This is a genomic window from Bifidobacterium sp. AGR2158, assembly GCF_000424225.1.
Classification (GTDB): Bacteria; Actinomycetota; Actinomycetes; order Actinomycetales; family Bifidobacteriaceae; genus Bifidobacterium; species Bifidobacterium anseris.
Genome location: NZ_AUJM01000011.1, coordinates 468631 through 488066 on the forward strand (window position 1 = coordinate 468631; position 19436 = coordinate 488066).

At 61.3% G+C, this 19436-nt stretch carries 14 protein-coding genes and 1 pseudogene; 6 read left to right on the forward strand and 9 right to left on the reverse strand.

Annotation, left to right across the window (positions count from 1 at the left end; genetic code table 11):
- Nucleotides 1–10: 10 nt before the first annotated feature.
- A complete protein-coding gene (adhE, locus tag G606_RS0102435; protein ID WP_231371382.1) occupies nt 11–2788 on the reverse strand; it encodes a bifunctional acetaldehyde-CoA/alcohol dehydrogenase in 2778 nt (925 codons plus the stop codon).
- Between the two features lie 420 nt (nt 2789–3208).
- Here adhE and G606_RS09585 point away from each other — a divergent pair, with 420 nt between their 5' ends.
- Both G606_RS09585 and glgX read left to right on the forward strand, forming a co-directional pair.
- Nucleotides 3209–4315, forward strand: a complete 1107-nt coding sequence (locus tag G606_RS09585; RefSeq protein ID WP_051198361.1) for an ROK family transcriptional regulator — start codon at nt 3209–3211, stop codon at nt 4313–4315.
- A gap of 74 nt (nt 4316–4389) precedes the next feature.
- Nucleotides 4390–6994, forward strand: a pseudogene (gene glgX / locus G606_RS09590) (glycogen debranching protein GlgX).
- 10 nt (nt 6995–7004) lie between these two features.
- Here glgX and G606_RS11110 read toward each other — a convergent pair.
- Nucleotides 7005–7496, reverse strand: coding sequence for a hypothetical protein (locus G606_RS11110; RefSeq protein ID WP_133064567.1), 492 nt, complete (start codon nt 7494–7496; stop codon nt 7005–7007).
- Between the two features lie 135 nt (nt 7497–7631).
- Nucleotides 7632–8741 (reverse strand): amidase domain-containing protein, encoded by a 1110-nt coding sequence (locus G606_RS10875; protein WP_196799987.1) that lies wholly within the window; start codon nt 8739–8741, stop codon nt 7632–7634.
- A 545-nt stretch (nt 8742–9286) separates the two neighbouring features.
- On the opposite strand from G606_RS10875, the gene G606_RS09595 reads away from it, so the two are divergent.
- Both G606_RS09595 and G606_RS09600 read left to right on the forward strand, forming a co-directional pair.
- On the forward strand, nt 9287–9961 hold the full coding sequence (locus tag G606_RS09595; RefSeq protein ID WP_051198364.1) for a hypothetical protein: 675 nt from the start codon (nt 9287–9289) through the stop codon (nt 9959–9961).
- Nucleotides 9958–10245: a hypothetical protein gene (locus tag G606_RS09600; protein WP_051198366.1), complete on the forward strand. Its 288-nt coding sequence runs from the start codon at nt 9958–9960 to the stop codon at nt 10243–10245. The genes G606_RS09595 and G606_RS09600 overlap by 4 nt, the downstream gene beginning before the upstream one ends.
- A 399-nt stretch (nt 10246–10644) precedes the next feature.
- Here G606_RS09600 and rpsI read toward each other — a convergent pair whose 3' ends face one another.
- Nucleotides 10645–11139: a 30S ribosomal protein S9 gene (gene rpsI, locus G606_RS0102475; protein WP_026644641.1), complete on the reverse strand. Its 495-nt coding sequence runs from the start codon at nt 11137–11139 to the stop codon at nt 10645–10647.
- 20 nt (nt 11140–11159) lie between these two features.
- Nucleotides 11160–11609: a 50S ribosomal protein L13 gene (gene rplM / locus G606_RS0102480; protein ID WP_026644642.1), complete on the reverse strand. Its 450-nt coding sequence runs from the start codon at nt 11607–11609 to the stop codon at nt 11160–11162.
- A 292-nt stretch (nt 11610–11901) separates the two neighbouring features.
- Between rplM and G606_RS09605 the strand changes: the two genes are divergently transcribed.
- On the forward strand, nt 11902–13890 hold the full coding sequence (locus tag G606_RS09605; protein ID WP_196799988.1) for a DUF262 domain-containing protein: 1989 nt from the start codon (nt 11902–11904) through the stop codon (nt 13888–13890).
- A 154-nt stretch (nt 13891–14044) separates the two neighbouring features.
- The gene (locus G606_RS0102490; RefSeq protein WP_026644643.1) at nt 14045–14464 is read left to right on the forward strand and encodes a hypothetical protein; all 420 of its coding nucleotides are present in this window, start codon (nt 14045–14047) and stop codon (nt 14462–14464) included.
- A 101-nt stretch (nt 14465–14565) separates the two neighbouring features.
- Here the strand turns inward: G606_RS0102490 and malQ are convergent, their stop codons facing one another.
- The 4 genes from malQ to G606_RS0102510 all read right to left on the reverse strand — a co-directional run bounded on the left by malQ (nt 14566) and on the right by G606_RS0102510 (nt 19347).
- On the reverse strand, nt 14566–16734 hold the full coding sequence (malQ, locus tag G606_RS0102495; protein ID WP_026644644.1) for a 4-alpha-glucanotransferase: 2169 nt from the start codon (nt 16732–16734) through the stop codon (nt 14566–14568).
- Nucleotides 16735–16815: 81 nt separating this feature from the next.
- Nucleotides 16816–17586, reverse strand: a complete 771-nt coding sequence (locus G606_RS0102500; protein ID WP_026644645.1) for an AbrB family transcriptional regulator — start codon at nt 17584–17586, stop codon at nt 16816–16818.
- Nucleotides 17587–17767: 181 nt separating this feature from the next.
- On the reverse strand, nt 17768–18412 hold the full coding sequence (locus tag G606_RS0102505; protein WP_034523382.1) for an IMPACT family protein: 645 nt from the start codon (nt 18410–18412) through the stop codon (nt 17768–17770).
- Nucleotides 18409–19347, reverse strand: a complete 939-nt coding sequence (locus G606_RS0102510; protein WP_231371392.1) for a D-2-hydroxyacid dehydrogenase family protein — start codon at nt 19345–19347, stop codon at nt 18409–18411. Before G606_RS0102510 ends, G606_RS0102505 begins: the two co-directional genes overlap by 4 nt.
- Nucleotides 19348–19436 lie beyond the last annotated feature (89 nt).

The following is a 19436-nucleotide window of genomic DNA, read 5'->3' on the forward strand; positions in this document are numbered from 1 at the left end:
GCCATGACGATCAGATGCGCTGCGAGGCCTCCTCGGTCGCGTTGACGCCTTCGCGCTCGACGCGGATCTTGTGGCCTTCCTGCTGCGAAACGCCGTAATAGGCGGCGATCGCGATGTCCATCATGTCCTGGATCTGCGGGATGCGCGGGTTCGCCGGCGCGCACTGATCCTCATAGGCGCGCATGCCGATCTGCTCGAGGATGCTCCAGAAGTAGTCCTCGTCGACGCCGCAGTCCTGGAAGGACTTGTTCATGCCGAGCTTGTTGTCGCGGTAATCCTCGACGGCCTTCGCGAGGTTCTCGACGCCTTCGGCCGGGGTCTCGCCCGGATCGATGCCGAGGTTCTTCGCGATCTCCTGATAGCGTTCCGGCGCGATGTACTTGCTGTACTTCGGCCACGACGTCGGCTCCTCGGGAACCTGTCCGTTGTAGCGGATGACGTACGGCAGCAGGATCGAGTTCGTGCGGCCGTGCGCGATATGGCACAGCGCGCCGATCGTGTGCGCCATCGCGTGGCACATGCCGAGGAACGCGGAGCCGAAGGCCATGCCGGCCATCGTCGCGGCGTTGTGCATCTTCTCCTGCGCCTTCGTTTTCGCGACGCCCGGCTCGCTGTTGACGGACTCGGCGAGGTTGTCCCAGATCAGCTTGGCCGCGTGCAGCGCCATGCCGTCGGTGAAGTCGTTCGCATAGACGGAGACGTAGGCCTCCATCGAGTGCGTCAGCGCGTCGAAGCCCGCATCGGAGGCGAGACGGCGCGGCTGCGTGCGCGCGAGCACCGGGTCGACGATCGCGACGGACGGCGTGAGCGCGTAGTCGGTGATCGGATACTTGTAGCCGGTCTTGTGGTCGGTGATGACAGCGAACGGCGTGACCTCGGAGCCGGTGCCGGACGAGGTCGGGATGCACACGAGCTTCGCCTTCTTGCCCAGCGGCGGGATCTTGAACGCGCGCTTGCGGATGTCGAAGAACTTCTCGCGCACGTCGGAGAACGCGATCTCCGGGTGCTCGTAGAGCAGCCACATGATCTTCGCGGCGTCCATCGGAGAGCCGCCGCCGACGGCGATGATCGTGTCCGGCTCGAACTCGTCGCGCATCATCGCGGCGCCGCGCTCGACGGTCTCGACGCTCGGTTCCGGCTCGACGTAGTCGACGATGCGGAAAGTGACGCGGTTCGAACGCGCGCGCAGCTGGTCGATGACCTTATCGACGACGCCGAGCTGTTCCATGACCTTGTCGCAAACGATGACGGCGCGTTCGATGCCGTACATGTCGCGCAGGTACTTGATCGCATTCGGCTCGAAGTAGGTCTTCGACGGGATCTTGAACCACTGCATGTTGTTGTTCCTTCGGGCGATGCGCTTGATGTTGAGCAGATTGATGGCCTGGACGTTGCCCGAGACCGAGTTGCCGCCGTAGGAGCCGCATCCGAGCGTGAGCGACGGCGCGATCGAGTTGTAGATGTCGCCGATGCCGCCGAGCGAGCTCGGCTGGTTCCAGATGATGCGGCATGCGTGCATGCGCAGGCCATACTCACGCACGAGGTCGTCGTTGTTCGTGTGGATCGCCGCCGTGTGGCCGGCGCCGTGCTTGAGCATCTCCTCGCACATCTCGAAGCCCTGCTCCTGGTCGTCGAACTTGAGCACGGCGTGCACCGGGGCGAGCTTCTCCATCGTCAGCGGTTCCATTTCGCCGACTTCGGCGCATTCGGCGGCGATCATCGTCGCGTCCTCGGGGATTTCGAATCCGGCCTCGTGCGCAATGAACTGCGGCGACTTGCCAGGCACGACCGAGTTGAGCTTCGGCGTCTTGCCGGAGTAGGCGGTGCAGCCGAACATGTACTGCTCGAGCTTCGCCTTCTCCTCTTCGTTGACGAAGTAGGCCTTGCGGCGCTTGAGTTCCTTGACGAGCGGATCGTAGATGTCCTTGTGCGCGATGATTGCCTGCTCGGTCGCGCAGATCATGCCGTAGTCGAAGTGCTTGGACAGAATCAGGTCGTTCGCCACGCGCTGCACGTCGACGTTGTTGTCGATGTAGGCGGGCGCGTTGCCGGCGCCGACGCCGAGGGCCGGCTTGCCGGAGGAGTACGCGGCCTTGACCATGCCCGGGCCGCCGGTCGCGAGGATCGTCGCGATGCCGGGGTGCTTCATCAGCGCGCCGGTCGCCTCAATCGACGGGTGCTCGATCCACTGGATGCAGTTCTCCGGCGCGCCGGCCTCAATCGCCGCGTCGCGCACGATGCGCGCTGCCGCGACGGAGCTCTTCTGCGCGCCCGGATGGAAGCCGAAGACGATCGGGCAGCGGGTCTTGAGCGCGATGAGCGACTTGAAGATCGCCGTGGAGGTCGGGTTCGTGACCGGGGTCACGCCGGCGACGACGCCGACCGGCTCAGCCACTTCGTCGATGCCGAGCACGTCGTCCTCGCGGATGATGCCGACGGTCTTCTGTCCGGCCATGTAGTTCGTGACGTGCTCGCAGGCGAAGATGTTCTTCGTCGCCTTGTCCTCGACGAGACCGCGGCCGGTCTCGTCGACGGCCAGCTTGGCGAGCACGAGGTGCTTGTTGAGCGCGGCGACGGACGCCTTCGCGACGATGCGGTCCACCGTCTCCTGATCGAGCTTCTCGAATTCGTCGAGCGCCTGCTTCGCCTTCGCGACGAGCGCGTCGACCTCGGCCTGGGCGGCCGCTTCCTTGTCCACAACAGGCGTCGCGGCCGGTGCGCTCTTCGCGGCGTCCTTCACATCCTGTGCAGGGGCCTTCTGCGCATCGTCCTTGCGTGCTTCTGCCATGCGATCCTCCTAATAGAATCTGCTGTCGTGCGTTGCTCACAACGCATTGCCGTCCTCGTCCCGGGGCATGACCGCCACCGCGACGCGGTGATGTACACAATGTATCGAATATCCGTCGACTTGTCAGCATGTGTCGTGTCGCTGCAAACTTGTTCGATTCTGTTCTCTTTTTGTCCGTTATGCTTTCGATATTGACAGATTTCGCGCCGATTTCCCATCAAATGAAACATTTTGTGCGATTTTCCTCCCACGTGAACAACGTCGCCGATCGCCGTCGCGGAGAACTTTCACAAAATCTCTTTACAAATGTCCCGCGCAATCGAAAACTTCTGTAAAATCTATTTATCGAACTAGACGCACTGCACAAGCCATGCAAAGCACACCACGCAGCACGCAAGCAGACCCGAGCAAAGGACACCGATGCCCCACGACGACCACATCCCGACGCTGCCCGACGGCGCCGGCGAGATTCTCGCGCTGCTCTACCACGGCGAGCCACTCGCGAAACGCGGCATCGCGGACGCGCTGCACATCAGCGCGCCAACGCTCAACGCGCGCCTGCGGTTGCTCGAGGACGCCGGGCTGATCGTCGCCGCCGGACACCACGAATCGACGGGCGGCCGCCGCGCGCTCACCTACGCCTTCAACCACCGCCGACGCTGCGCGATTGGCGTCACGATCCGCTCGACCGAGATCGTCTGCATCGCCGTCGGCCTCGACGGCGTCACGATTGGCGAACGCCACACGACGATCGCCGCGCATGCCGACGCCGCCTTCTACGGCAGGGCGGCGCGCATCATCGACGACTTCGCCGAACAGGTCGGGACGGCGGGCACGCCGCCGCTCGGCGTCGGGCTCGCCGTCCCGCGGCACATCAACACGGCGAGCAGCCTCGACTACGCGGCGATCGCCGAACGCATCACATTGCCGGTGACGACGACCGAACGCTACTGCGCGTATGCCTTCGCCGAACTGCGCGCAAGGCCGGCGCTTCGCGACGCCGTCTGTCTGTTCCTCGGCAACCACATCGGCAGCGCCGTACTGCAGGACGGACGCCCCCACACCGGTGCGATCGAGCACATGCCGCTCGACCCGAACGGGCCGCGCTGCGAATGCGGCAACAACGGCTGCCTCAGCGTCTACTGCTCGTCGACGAAGCTCACCGAGGAAGGCGAAAGCCTGCCCGGATTCTTCGGCGTGCTCGAACAGGGCGAGATCCACCATCGCGAGCGCATGCGCGACTGGCTGCGTTCGCTCGCCCATGCGATCGCCGGCGTGCGCGCCGTCTTCGCCGCCGACGTGCTGCTGTGCGGGCCGATCGCCGGGTTCCTCGACGACGCCGAAATCGCCCAGCTCGACCGTCTCGTCGCCGCGCGTCCCTCCGCGTCGCGCACGGCCGCCGGCACCTACGGCGACGACGCGGCGCCGCGCATCGAACGTGGACTGTGCGATGTCTATCAGGACGCCGACGGCGCCGCCTACGCGATCGTGCGCGACCATCTGCGCGCGCTGTCGCTGCTGCGCTGAGCGCGCGGCAATCGCGGTGTCCATTCCCCGGCATCGGGCGGCGCACGCCGTATCTGGCCGCCTACAATGATGTCATGCAACTGCCCGAACTTCATCGTTACGCGACGCGTCCAGGCCTGTTCTTCACCGACGACGGCGGCGCTGACGTCGTCGCGCGTTCCGAAACCGCCGACCAGCTGTGGTTCTGCGTCCTCGAGCCGATCGACGAGCCGAGCCGCTTCTACAACGAGGCCGTGCGCATCAACGAGGAGCCGACGCTGCCGTTCATCGAACAGGTACGCCGCTTCCCGATCTGCACGCGCGTGCTCAAATCGCTCGGCGTGCGCGAGACGCTGTTCCGCATGGAAGGTCCGCACTACGGACTGTGGTATCTGCATCTGGACACGGCGTGGGACGGCATGCACTACGGCTACCGCGCCGACGGCGCATGGGATCCACGCCACGGACTGCGCTTCAACCCGTACAAGTTCCTGCTCGACCCCTACGCCAAAGGCGTCGAAGGGTCGATGACGCTCGACCCGGCCGTCTTCGCCTACGACTGCTCGCTGAAGAACGGTCTGATCAAAGGTTCGGCGTGGGGCGCGATGAACACGCTCGACTCGCTCGGCAAGGTTCCGATCTCGGTCGCGATCGACGACCGCGACGTGACGAAGCACGATGCCGATCCTTCGCACCCGCACGTGCCGTGGAGCCGCACCGTCATCTACGAACTGCACGTCAAGGGCTTCACGGCGAAGGCGCCGTGGCTTCCCGAGGAGCTGCGCGGCACCTATGCGGGGCTCGCGCATCCGACGACGCTCGCCTATCTGCAAGGCCTCGGCGTCACGTCGATCGAACTGCTGCCGATCATGGCGAAGCAGTCGGAGGTCTTCCTGCAGGAACGCGACCGTACGAACTACTGGGGGTATTCAACGCTCAGCTTCTTCTCCCCCGAACCGTCGTACGCGACGCGCGCTGCACAGCGCCGGCTTCGAAGTGATCATGGACGTCGTCTTCAACCACACCTGCGAAGGCGGCAACGCAGGGCCGTCGGTGTGCTGGCGAGGTCTCGACAACCTCACGTTCTACCGGCAGCGGCAGCACGGCGAACTCGAGGACACGACCGGATGCGGCAACACGATCGACTTCACCGACACGCACAACATCACCTTCGCCGTCGACGCGCTCAGCTACTGGGCTAAACGCATCGGCATCGACGGCTTCCGCTTCGACCTCGGCGTCAGCCTCGCGCGGCTCAACGGGTCATTCACGCCCTACCACCCGTTCCTGTACGCGCTGCGTTCGGAACCGTTGCTCGGCAACCTCAAACTGATCATGGAACCGTGGGATCTGGGCGAGCAGGGATGGCGCACCGGTCAGTTCCTCTCCCCCTTCGCAGAATGGAATGACCGTTTCCGCGACGCGACACGCAGGTTCTGGGTGCGCGAAGTCAACGACGGCGTACGCGAAGGCGTCGGCATGCAGGAGATGGCGACAAGGCTGTGCGGATCGGCGGACCTGTTCGCGACCGATCCGGGACGCGGCGCGACGTCGTCGATCAACTATGTGACGGCGCACGACGGCTTCACGCTCGCCGATCTCACGCAGTACTCGACGAAGCACAACGAGGCGAACGGCGAGCACAACAACGACGGCGCGAACATCAACAACTGCGCGAACTTCGGCGTCGAAGGCCCCAGCGACGAGCCGCATGTGACGCTGCTGCGCGAACGCGCGCGCATGAACGTGCTCGGCACGCTGATGCTCTCGCTCGGCACGCCGATGATGCTCGCCGGCGACGAATTCAACAACTCGCAGGGCGGCAACAACAACGCGTACTGCCAGGACAACGACATCACCTGGCTCGACTGGGATTGGATCCTGCCCGAGACGAAGACGCCCGAATACATGCGGATGGAGTCGATCTCGCGACTCATCGCGGTGCGCAAGTCGCTCGACATCTACAACCACGAGGACTTCTTCACACGGCTGAGCCAGCTGGGGCTGCTCAAACCGTCGAGCCGCATCCAATGGCTGCTGCCGGACGGCACGACGCCGATGGAGCGCGACTGGTTCGACACGTCAATCCGCTCGTTCACGATGCGCCTGCTGAGCAAGGACGAGCTCGACGTCGCGATCGTCGTCAACGGCGGCGACAAGCCGCTGCGTTTCCACATGCCCCCGGACGCGCATTGGAACGTGCTGTGGTCGTCGGCGGAGACGACCGGTGAGTGGCCGTGCCCAGGCATGCATGAGGAGCGGTTCACTGTCCCGCTCGAGAAGTCGTTCTGGGTCGACCGCGCGATGCGCCGGCAATGCGACGCCGACGAGACCTTCACGCAGATGATGGAGCATGCGCAACGCAACGCCGCCGAGCGGGACGGAGCCACCGTGGTGAGCGGCGCGGCCAGATCGGGTCAATATGTACCGAAATCGGCGCGCATAAGCGCCTCGAACTGGGTGATGCGCGCGACCAGCCGCGGGGACGCAGATCCGACGACGCTCGGACTGCCGAGGATCGGGCACGCGATTCGCAAGAACGTGGCCGATTCGGCGACGCCGTCGTCGCCGATCGGCCACGTCGATGCCGGCCGCCACGGCGCTCAGGCGGACGCCAACGGCGTCGGAACCCACATCTGGACCTTCCCCGCGCTGAGCATCAGCATCCTCATGCAGCAAAACCCTTTCGGCAACGAATAATGGCGATGCTTCACTGAGTGAAAATCTCAGGATACATCGGAACATGGTTCTGGGGGCCATCGACTATGATGCCGAGCGCTTCAGTCGACCATTTGATGGCATCGACTTGTCGTTGCTTGAGTTCTCTGGACATTGTATAGGATCTGATTATCCCAGCGATTTGGTTTCCTATAAAGGGTGATAAGGCTTCAGATTTCTGCTCATCATAGTATTGGTCTATATTGAAAGGCTCCGGTGCATCAAGGCGTCTCAGTTTCTCTTGAACTTCTTGCGGCTGTTCGGCAATCAGATCCTTGACATAGTTGACGCAATGACCAACCTGATCCATTTTTTGTGCATCATGAGATAATAGACTATATTCAATGCAGGAAATGCCGAGCAATATAATCCATGCACAACAGTAACCCAATATCACTACAACCATTTTCGAGATCAAGGTGCTTCGAGTTGTGCAAATCCGAGGGGTATCCTCATCTGTCTTCTCTACATGATGCTCGCTCAACACACACTCCTGTTATATAAAAATACGTCAAATGTTTATGTTCATCATGAAGGAGTTTGCAACACACATCAAACACATATACTACTATTTGACATATTAAATATACCGCAACATTACTTCGTTTCTAAATTATTCTTAATATCTCAACTGCAAACCATACCATTTTGCACCAGGAGCATCTTTAAGAGTATTTTGAAAATCCCAATCATGCCTATTCACTGATTTCTGGCAAATAATAGGGTATGCGTCTACCACCCTCCCGTTATCATCTCTTATGACTTTACTGCCCACAACAACCATTGCATGATCGATATGCCCGTCATTCTTCCCTTCTTCCTGCCAGTCGGCATATATTAACGAACCTGCACCAAGACGGTGATAGTTGTTCTCCGCATCAAAAATATTTGAATAATTCTTCATATAACGATAATTATTATCAGCGGCACCCCACGTAAAGGAAGTGAAATAATTATGAGGCTGCTTCTTAAATCCCCATCGGTCATCACTTTTGTAATTATGTATGTCTATATCGGTTGCAGGTAAGCCTCCTACATGCAAAACTTGAGAGACAAAATACGTGCATTGAGCACCAGTACAAAATGGTCCAGCAGGATCACTTGGATATTCAGGATTCGTACAATTGCTACCATTTTCTGTCCATTTTTCAGCGTACGTCACAGCTGTGAGATAATCAAACCCTGCCTTTGACTCCATTGCCGCAGAAGGTGCCGCGCTCTCCTCAGTCTGTAGGATAAAAGGAGCATTGTGTGAAACCATTTTAATATCTACCTGTGAGTCCGCAGCTCCAATGATTTCATCTGAAATAATCCGATAACCTGTTTGAACATTTACATCTTTTGCGAGTGTGAGCCTGTGCATATCAGTTGCAGAACTATCTAACACATCACGCTCTTCGTCACCAATAGTAATAGTAACGTTTTTGTTTGGCCTTTGATGTAGAATCGTAGTGATGTCAGCCACGACAGAGTACTCGCCATCATGATCTTCGGCTTTTAATATATTTGCCTTAACTTCCGCACTATCAATTGTCATTGTATCAGGTGTCGCAAACTTATTATAACCATTTTCTTCAGCGAGTTTTTGTTGCGTCGAAGACTCTGACCGAAGCCTTGACCGACTAAACGAATAGGTGCTCTGTATCTGACTGGTGTATAGGTTGACGGTTTGTTCTATTTTTTCTTCAGTATCAGCGAAGGCCTCAGCCGGAGTATAGATAGTGAACATAATTACACCTACGGCAAGACAGAATCTGAAAGCCTTTCTACTTGGCATCATACCCCTTCCCTTGTTTTATACGATAGCATGATTATACTATAGGATATATCCACTATAGATTATTCATATTCCATATACTGAGATAAGAACATAACTGTGTCCCTTGAATCAATATATAGCAATATCTTTCATACGATATACTTTTATTAGGGTTATACGCCAAAAGATGTGTCTTTAATCTGAGCTGATGCCTTTTGCCGATTGGCGTGTCGGGTGTTCATGATGTGTCCGGTCATTATGGCGCCCGGCCGTTTCGTGTGTCCGAAATGATTCCGGAGCTGTTCTCCCGCTTGGTGTCCGCGTCGGTTCATGATCGCGTTGGTCGACTGGTGCCATGCAACGACCGAAATGTTCGTCCCGCGGAAGGACGATGAAGAAGAACGGCAGGACCTCCGGCGGCAAGATCAGGTACCGGTGCGCGGGCTGCGGCGCGAGTACAAGCGCGAACCCGGACAACGAAGGCCAAGGACCCGTGCACCGCGCTGGACCGGCTCATGTCCAAGGACGCACTCGAGACGCATCATCTGCCGGCGCGTACGCCGCAACGCAAGTGCGAGCCGATGTGGAGCCTGATACCGCCCGTACCCAGAGACGGCGTCGTGCATGCCGCGCCGCACCTCGACGGCATCCATCCGGGTCGCGACGCGGTCGCGCCCATCGCCGTCGACGAGACCTCGCACGTGGCGGGACGGCATGTCGCGCGCAGCGAGACGTCCGCCGCATGGAAACGCCTCCTGCCGCGTCCGGCGCCGCCCGACACGGTCGTGTGCGACGGAGGCGGCGGACCGCTCAAGGCACTGCACGAGACATGGCCCGAGACGCCCGTGCAGCGCCGCCTGTTCCACATCTGCATGAACATCACCCGACCGGCCGGCAGGCATCCCCGCTACGAGCCGTCCAAGCAGCTGCGGAATCCGGCGATCGCACCATCGAAGGCGCACGACCGGGAAACGGTCGACGAGTGGGGCAGGAACCGGCCGAGATGGGAGGCCGCATGCAACACGTCCATCGACGAACACCGCCGCAACGCCGACGGGCGCGAACACGACGCACATGAGCGTCTCGCCAAAGCCAGGCGCATGCCGCGCAGGCTCGTCGTCAAGGACCAGATGCTCACCTTCCCAGGATCGGGGACATCCCCACGACCAACAACCGCATCGAAAGCATGAACTCACTGATCCGCGCCATGCCGCGCCGGCACGGAGGCCTGAGTCCGGAACGTCGGATCAGGGCCGTGTGCCGGTGGCGCCACCGGCACACCATCTGCCCCGAAAGCCGCGAATGGCTCGTCAAGCATGCCGTCACCGACGAACAGCTCGACCAGTGGTACGAGAACGCATGGCAGAACGATCCCCGGACCTTGCACGACCAGACCGGCATGCCGCAGCGATACGGCACAGGCATCGAACGGAACGACCTCCACAAGAACACACCGTGGCAGGACAACAACTAATCAAAGAGGACACACATTTTGGCGTTTAACTCTTTTATTATTTATAGACTGAAAGAGTTGATACTCTATATACTCACGATTATTCTCAATACTGTAGCTAAATGATGATGCGCCGGTAAGCTCCATGTGCCATGCTAGAAATCATTACCGCCAGATGTTTCGACGCGTTCCATATAGTTCTCGGTGCACGATTCCGCACTGTTGATTGCATACGCCTGCAGTTGTAGAACTATCCTCCAATGGCGCTGCATGCTCTCTGTGCCACTTGTATTGTAGAGGTTCTCTGACTCGTCCAGCAACAACCACCGCCGCTTCGCAAATCGGTACCCCGCATATACAGCAAGCAGGCCACCCGCTATGCGGATGGCCTGCAGGATTGCGAGCAATGGAACGCGCAAATTAACGCTTCGAGAACTGCGGTGCGCGGCGAGCCTTGTGCAGACCCGCCTTCTTGCGCTCGACGACGCGCGCGTCGCGCGTCAGGAAGCCGGCCTTCTTCAGGGCCGCACGGTTCGCGTCGCGGTCGATCGCGTTGAGCGCGCGGGCGACGCCGAGGCGGATCGCGCCGGCCTGGCCGGTGGTGCCGCCGCCGTCGACGAGGACGACGACGTCGAACTTGTTCTCAAGCTTGAGCAGGACGATCGGCGAGTTGACTTCACGCTGCTGCAGCTTCGACGGGAAGTACTCCTCGAGCGTACGGCCGTTGATCGTCCACTTGCCGGTGCCCGGAACCAGACGCACGCGGGCGACGGCTTCCTTGCGACGGCCGGTGCCGTAGCCCGGGGCGATCGCGGAGGTGCCGGTGCCGGCGCCGGAGTTGGTCTCGGTGGTGAAGGCGACGGTGTTCTCAGCCTCGGTTTCCTGAACCGGGGAGTTGTTGGTGTTTTCAGCCATGATATCTATCTCCTAACGGTTCACTTTGCCTGCTGCGAGACCTGATCGATCTCGAAGACCTGCGGCTGCTGGCCGGCGTACGGATGCTCCTCGCCAGCGAAGACGCGCAGACGGGTCAGCTGGACCTTGGCGAGCTTGTTCTTCGGCAGCATGCCCTTGACGGCGTGCATGATGATGCGCTCCGGCTTGTTCTTGAGCAGTTCGGCATAGCTGTCGCGACGCAGACCGCCGGGACGACCGGAGTGGGAGTAGAGTTCCTTGTCCATCTTGTCACCGGTCAGCGCGATCTTGTCGGCGTTGATGATGATGACGTAGTTGCCGGAATCGGCGTGCGGAGCGAAGGACGGCTTGTTCTTGCCGCGCAGCAGGTTCGCCGCGGCGACGGAGAGACGGCCAAGCACGACGTCGGAGGCGTCGATGATGTACCAGTCATGAGTCAGATCAGCTGGCTTCGGTGTGAAAGTTTTCACGATATACCTTTTCTTTGTATTGTGTTCCGGACTTCCTGGACATGCTTGGTTAGGGCGTCTCCGTTCGGTCTCATTACCGTGGGCTCCCTGAAAGTCCTTATGGCGAGTGGGAAAGCGCTTTGAAGGACCCCGTAGGGAAACACAACAATCCTCTAGTATATCGGCTGTCTTGACAATGCTGGGCCCGCGACGCGCGGGGGATGCGACGAAACACCGACAACAGGACAAAACCGCGATGTTGAGTGATCATGGATCTGAACCATGTTGGGGACATCGATCAATGGAGGTCGTCATGAACATAGTGGCGAAGAGCCGATCACTCGCAGAGACGCTGAGGATGGATAGCCGGGAGCATTACAGGATCCCGCCGTATCAGCGGCCGTACTCATGGAAGAACCAGCAGATCGATCAGCTGTTCCAAGACATCTGCGCAGAGGACAACGGTTATTACATCGGCAACATCCTGGTCACCACGCAGGAGAAGGAGAACGATCCATCCGGCGCGACCTACGAGGTCATCGACGGACAACAGCGTCTCACGACCCTGTCCCTGTTCCTGCTGGCGCTCTGGGAGATTTGCATCGAGTTCAGGGACGACGACGCTGTAGCCAAGGAGGATCGACGACGCGCGGAAAAGATGAGCACCCGTATCTCGTGCCGCCTGATCGTGGATGACAATGTGACAAACCCACGTCTGCAGCTGCTCCGCGATGACGCGGTGATCTATCAGGAACTCATCCGTTGCATCCATGCGCGCGATGAAGGCAAAGTGGAAAATCCCCGCGTCAAGAGGAACCGCGTGTTCATGAAGCGCTACCGCCACGTCTTCGACACATTGAAAGACAAGGACACCTTCCCGGATATGGAGGCGATCTCAGACTTCTACGACAAGCTCATGGATCTGATGATCCTGCAGATCGAAGCGCCGAACATCGGTGACGCCTTCAACATCTTCTCCTCGCTCAATTCGAAGGGGCTGCCGCTGACGCTCGTGGATCTGCTCAAGAGCGAGTTCCTGAGCATGGACAGCAACCAAAATGATACGCAGCGGGAATCTTCGCTCGAGACGCGCTGGGAGGAACTCGCTGGGATCTTCACGAATGCTGACGGCGATGTGGACTCAAAGGCGTTCACGCAGTTCTTCCTCAACAATTACGACGCCTTCGAAAGCAGCGCAAAGGGGTCGGTGACGAAAGGCAAGGCGTTGTACCGGTATCAGGATGTGCTCAAGCGCAAGCGATCCGCATCCCGACTGGGCGGCCGCACCTATATGCAGGCGATGATCGGCCGTGCACGTGCATATGCCACCATCATCCGCCTCTTCGACGAGTCCGGCGCATCCAGCGGCAACGCCCTGCTCGATGACCAAGAGATCCAGCAGCTGCTGCAGGACCTCAAGCAACTGGAATCGACGCAGGCTTATCCACTGCTGCTGTTCCTGTTCGTCAAGGCCGACGACCTGCAACTCGATAAGGATAAGCTGTCCGTGATCCTGCGCGCGTTCGTGACGTTCTACGTGCGGCGCAACATCGCGGAGTATCCGAAGTCGTCGAACATCCGCGCCAAGCTCATCGGCCTCATCCGCGCCATCGACGGCACGGACGACTCGCTGCGTGGCGAGGACATCGTACGCGCCATCGTGCATACACTGAAGGACATGAGCAGGAACGACGAAGATTTCGGCGAAGAGATCCTCAAGCGTCCGATCTACGATCAGAACGCGAAAACCACGCGTTTCGTACTCATCGATCTGGAACATGGACTGCAGCGGAGCAACCACGTCAGCCTGTCCACGAAGGCGCGCCCTCTCGATCTCGACGACAGACTCCCCAACGGCAAGCCGCGTTGGACGATCGAACACATCCTCCCCGAAGGTGATCTGCCCGAACACTGGAAGGAACGGATCTCCCCCGACGATCCGTCTATCGCGAATGATCTCAAAGACGAGTACACCCATCGTTTCGGCAATCTGACGCTCACCGCGTACAACGAGAACATGCAGCAAAAGCCCTTCTCCGTTTCCGAGCACCCGGTCTCCGAGAACGACACGCATTACGACCTCTCAAAGCGCGACTATAAGGACAACGGCGAATACGTCGGCCTGCGCAGCCCATTGCAGATCAACACGAGCATCCCGAAAGAAGGCGAATCCATCGAGGACAAGGAATCCTGGACGGTCCACGACGTCAAGCGGCGTTCTGAATGGTTCCGCGACGAGATGCTCAAGCGTTACCGCTTCCCCGACGCCCCAGAGGTCCCAGACGTCCCAGACGCCAACTGAGCATCGTCTAAATCATAACGACGCGACGCGTCCCGCCTACTCGGCAGGGCGCGTCGCTTCGTATCAGCGTTCTTCCAGCATGATCCCGATCCGATCGCAGCGGCGGCCGCTAAACTGACCGCGACGGACAACATATGGACGGGAACGAAAAAATATGTTCGGTAAACTCGACGAAATCGAATTCGGCGTCATCATCCGGCACATACTGCGCATCGCCCGCGGCGGCGAAAGCCGCACATGGTTCGTCGAGAAGGACGATTTCGCGTCGGGCGCGTTCAACGACGGCGACTGGGTGCAGCTGCTGCACGACGTGGCACGGATGGCCACGCGACATCATGTGGCGAATCTCGGTCATCTCATCGAGATTTCAGCACTCGACTGGCGCGACTCCCCGGACTATGCGGCCGCATTCTACGGCGATTTCGTGCTGCTGTTCGACCTACTGACGCCGATCGACCCGTTCAATGACGAGGACGGCGATGACTTGTCATGGGCACGGCGCGCGCGTCATCATCAGCTGGTCGTGCCGCAAACGGCGGTCACGCTGACGTATCAGCAGCGGAGGGAGCACTGAGACCGCCGTAAATCGAATCAACGACGAGACGGCGCTCCTCTACGGCAAGGGGCCCGGCGCTTGTATCAAGCGTCGGGCCCCTATGCACGCAATGGCGGAAATCAGGCGTTCATGATCTTCGTGATGCTCTGCAGCAGGTCGCCGCGGAACAGATCTTCGAGCATGACCGCATCGCCGGCCGCGTCAGCGAGCGGAACGCGCCAGTTCGGGTACTCGTTGTCGGTGCCCGGCTGGTTCTGTGCGCGCTTCTCGCCGACGGCGTCGACGATGGACGCGGCGAGCAGCTTGCACGGCGATCCCTTGAGGCCGCGGTACAGCGCCTCGACGATCTCGGTCTCGTGCGCGGTTTCGTCCTGCAGCACCGACGGATCTAGATACCCCTCGTCGGTGAGCATCTGCAGCATCGCGTTGTGCTCCGCGCGGGCGCTCGCCTCGAAGGCCTCGGCACCCTCCTCGAGCAGGCCGAGACGTTCGCGGATCTTGACGTGCTCGTACTCGAGGTAGCCGGCCGCCGGCGGCAGGTCGTGCGTGTTGACCGACGCGAGCGCGTACGGGCGCCAATGCTTTGGCGGCGTGAAAACGCCGTCCATCTGCTCGAACCATTCGACGGCGCAGCCGAGGACGCCGTGTTCGGACAGCGACTTCTGCACGTACGGAGGCACGACGCCGAGGTCCTCGCCGACGACGATGCCGCCGACGCGGCTCGCCTCGATCGCGAGGATGCCGAGCATCACGTTGTGGTCGTAGTAGACGTAGGTGCCGTCGACGGCCGCGTGGCCCTCCGGGATCCACCACAGGCGGAACAGGCCGAGGATGTGGTCGATGCGCACGGCGCCGGCGCAGTCGAACATGCCGCGCACCATCTCACGGTAGGAGCGGTAGCCGGTGTTCTTGAGCGCCAGCGGGCTGAGCGGAGGCTGGCTCCAGTTCTGGCCCTGCTGGTTGAACACGTCCGGCGGCGCACCAACGGTGGCGCCCTTCGCGAAGCGTTCCGGGTTCCACCACACTTCGGAGCTGAGCGGGTGCACGCCCACGGCCATGTCGGACATGATGCCGATCTTCATGCCGGCGGTGCGAGCCGCCTCCTGGGCCAGATGCAGCTGCTGCGTCGCCGTCCACTCGAGCCAACGGTAGAACTCGAGCGTGTCGGCATGCTGTTCGCGCAACGCGATGACCTCGGGCGACTGCTTGTCCATCTTGTGGATCCAGCTGTCCGCCTTGTCCTGCGGCGCGCCCCACATCTCGTAGCACAAGCACCAGGTGGCGTAGGCTTCGAGGTCCTCGCCGCAGCGCGCCTTGTATTCGTCGAACTCGCGCTGACGTTCCTGAGACAGGCCGGCGTCGAAGACCTCACGCAGCGCCGGCTTCTTCTCGAGCCACATCGCGTCGCGGTCGATGAGCTGCGCGTCGTTGTTGAGGCCTTCGACCTTCTGGTGTGCGGCCTTGACCTTCGCCTTCGCGTCGTCGTCGAGCGTGTTGTACTCCGGAATGTCCTCGGGACGGATGTACGTGAAGTTCACGAAGCGGCGCGACACCGGCAGGTACGGCGACGGCGTGAGCGGCACGACCGGCTCGGCGGCGTGCAGCGGGTTGACGAGCAGGAAATCGGCGTCCGTGTAGCGCTTGCCGTCGGTGAGCAGCGTGCGCAGATCGGTGTAGTCGCCGACGCCCCACGAATCAGCCGAACGAATCGAATACAGCTGGGCCATCCAACCCCACAGCGAGCCGTTCTTCATCGGATCGAGCATTTCGATGCGCTCCGGCGCGCTGATGAGCGTCGCGTCCTCGGAACGCTCGCCGCTTTCGACGTGCAGCGTGTGATAGCCGACCGGAAGCTCAGCGGGGAGGATCAGATCGGATTCCGCGATGAACTTGCCGTCGATCTCATGCACCTTGGCTTCCGGCATCGCGTTGATCACGAGTTCGCCCGCGAAGGGTTCGCCGTTCTCGAGGATCAGTGAGACCTGCGCCGGCTCGGTGATGCCGGTGCGCAGCGTGACATGGGTCTCCTTGCCGACCGTGTGCAGCACGGTCGGGTCGATCAGGCGCATGTTGCGTTCACGCGTGATGTCGGCAATCGCCTTCTCGATTGCCTCGTCGGAGGTCGCGTCGATGCCGAGCGCACCAAGGATCGCGACGAGCGTCTCGTCGGAAATCTCATGGAAATCACGCGACAGACCGGTGTAACTAGTTGCAACGCCCATCATGGACGCCAGACGCACGAGAGGACGTGCGAGGCGCTCCGGGCTTTCTTCCATTTGCTCTACCATAGCTTCCTAGTGTAGGGCAACAAACGTTGTCAAAACACCGAAACGCGCGCATTCGCCATAGTTTTGCCACAGAAGGCGGATTCATTGGGCGAGGCGACGACGCGCGGCATGCACGACCTCGTCGCTCGAATCGGAGCTCAGTCTTTCGAGGATCTCCTGTGACGCGTTCGGGTTAAGCGCTACAGCACGACGCACCATCGACGACAATACAACGTTCGCATCCGGTTCGAGCTCGACGCCGAGTCGGGAGAGGAAATCGAGCGTGTCGACGTCCATATCCGGATCCTGGGCGCCCTCGAGACGCATCTTCCACGACGTGCGCTTGTTGCGCAGCGCCTTGTCACGTACGGCGGCCACGTCGTCCTTCGTGAGTCGACCGACGAGCCAGTTCTTGTCGTCGGCGTTCGCGGCGACCGCCTCGCGCACCGCTGGCGATGCGTCCTCGGACAGCTTGACAAGCACGTTCGGGAACGGCATCGTGCTCGCGAGGAACACGCGGTCCTCCTCCGGCGTGTGCGGATTGCCGGCGACGGCCTCAAGCAATGCCGTCGCGCGCGAAAACGCCGCCTGCTCACTGCGGTCGGGCAATGGACGGCGCGCGAACTCGTGCAGCTCCGCCGAATCCGTCGAATGACGCAGCCGCTCGTACGTCGCCGTCAGCGGCTCGACATGCGGCGCGTCGGGGGTGTCGGCGGCCGCATCAGCGACGCCATCGGCGGCTGTGGCATCAGCAGCACCCTCGACTGCATCGACGGCAGCGGTTTCCGTCGCCGTAGCATCGGCCGTCACTGCAGCATCCGACGTCACCGCGGCATCCGTCGTTTCGTCAGTCGTCATCGTCTCATCGGTCATCGTTCCACCTCTGTCCGTCCGATCAATCAGCCCGCCGCCAGATCACTTCACTCAATCACAGCGCACTGCATCGCGCGTATGCGGATGCGCACGTCGTCTCACTGTAGCAACGCCCGTATGCGCACGCCCGGCGCCGCGAGCGCCGCGCCCGCGTATCGGTGCGCGTGTCGCCGCGCGTCGCCTATCGTTCCTCGACGGGTCGCGCGACGAGGCCGAGCGCTTCCGGCACGACGTTCGCGTTGAAGGTTTCGCGCACGCGGTCGGTGAATTGACCCTCGATGTCGGTCGGCACGGCGCATTCGACTTCGACATGGTCGGTGAACGCGGCGTCGAGCTGCGCGCCGTCGCAGGCGGAGAGCAGCTGCTGGAAAGCGCCGAGCTGTGCGTAGTCGAGACGGACGAGATATCGCCTGCACTGCACGATGCACGCCGTGCGCGCCGCCTTCACGGCGAGCGACGCGCCGGTCGAATACGCGCGGATCAGACCGCCCGAGCCAAGCAGGATGCCGCCGAAGTATCTCGTGACGGCGACGACGCAGTCGGTCAGTCCGTTCGCGCGCAGCACATCGAGAATCGGCTTGCCGGCGGTGCCCGACGGCTCGCCGTCGTCGCTCATCCGTTCCATGACGCGGCCGGTGTCGTCGGTGACGATCGCCGCGTATGCGACGTGCCGCGATTTCGGATGCATGTCGCGGATCTGTTCGACGAACATGAGCGCGTCGTCGAGGTCGTCGACGTGGCACGCGTCGCCGATGAACTCGGACTTCTTCTCGACGAAGGCGTCATGCGCCGGCGCGGCGGCGTCGTTGAGGATCGTGCGCGTCATGCCGCCTCCGGGTCGACGACGACGTTCATCTTGCCGCCGGTGAAATACGAGACGACATCCTCGACGCACTGCTTGGTGAGGTTGCGGTTTGCGCCGTCGGAACGCCATGCGACGTGCGGTGTGAGCACGAGGCCGTCGATCGCGCGCAGCGGACTGTCCATCGGCAGCGGCTCCTGATAGTAGACGTCGAGCGCCGCAGGGACGTCGCCGCGTTCGAGACGGCGGACGAGCGCGCCGGGGGCGATGATCTCGGCGCGCGCCGTATTGACGAACATCGTGCCCGGGCGCAGCGCGTCGAGTTCTGCGTCGCCGATCATGCCGCGCGTGCCGTCGACGAGCGGCATGTGGAGCGAGACGACGTCAGCGCCGGCGAACAGCGCGCGCATGTCCGCGATCGGCGTCACGTCATGCTCGGTGTAGCGTTCGCGCGGGCCGCGTCCCGAATCCCAGACGGTCACGTTCATGCCGAAGCCGTGGGCGATGCGCGCGACCGTCTGCCCGATGCCGCCGAAACCGACGATCGCGAGCGTCTTGCCGGCGAGTTCGACGCTGCTCGTGCCGCTCCAGTCGCCGGCGCGCAGTTCGCGATCGAGGTCGCCGACGCGGCGCGCGAGTTCGAGGATCAGCGCGAAGGTGAACTCCGCGACGGCCGCATCGCCGTAATGACGCACGTTGCAGATGCGCACGCCGAGCTCGCGCGCCAGATCGAAGTTGACGTAGCTGGCGACGCCGGTGCCGCCGAACGCGAGGCAACGCACGGTCTTGGCGAGTCGGCGCAGCATGTCGTCGGTGATGTGCACGCCGATGACGATGACGGCTTCGGCGCCTTCGGCTCGTGCCACGAACGTGTCCTCGTCGAGCGTGTAATCCTCGAACATGCGCACCTGCGCGATGCCATCGAGCAGCGGCAACGCGGCTTTGAGCGGCACGACCATGTCCTCGAAGATGCACGGGATCGCGACGAGCGGGAGGGAGAGGGCGAGTGCCGGTTGGGTGGTTTGGGTGGGTAGTGCGGAGTGCACGG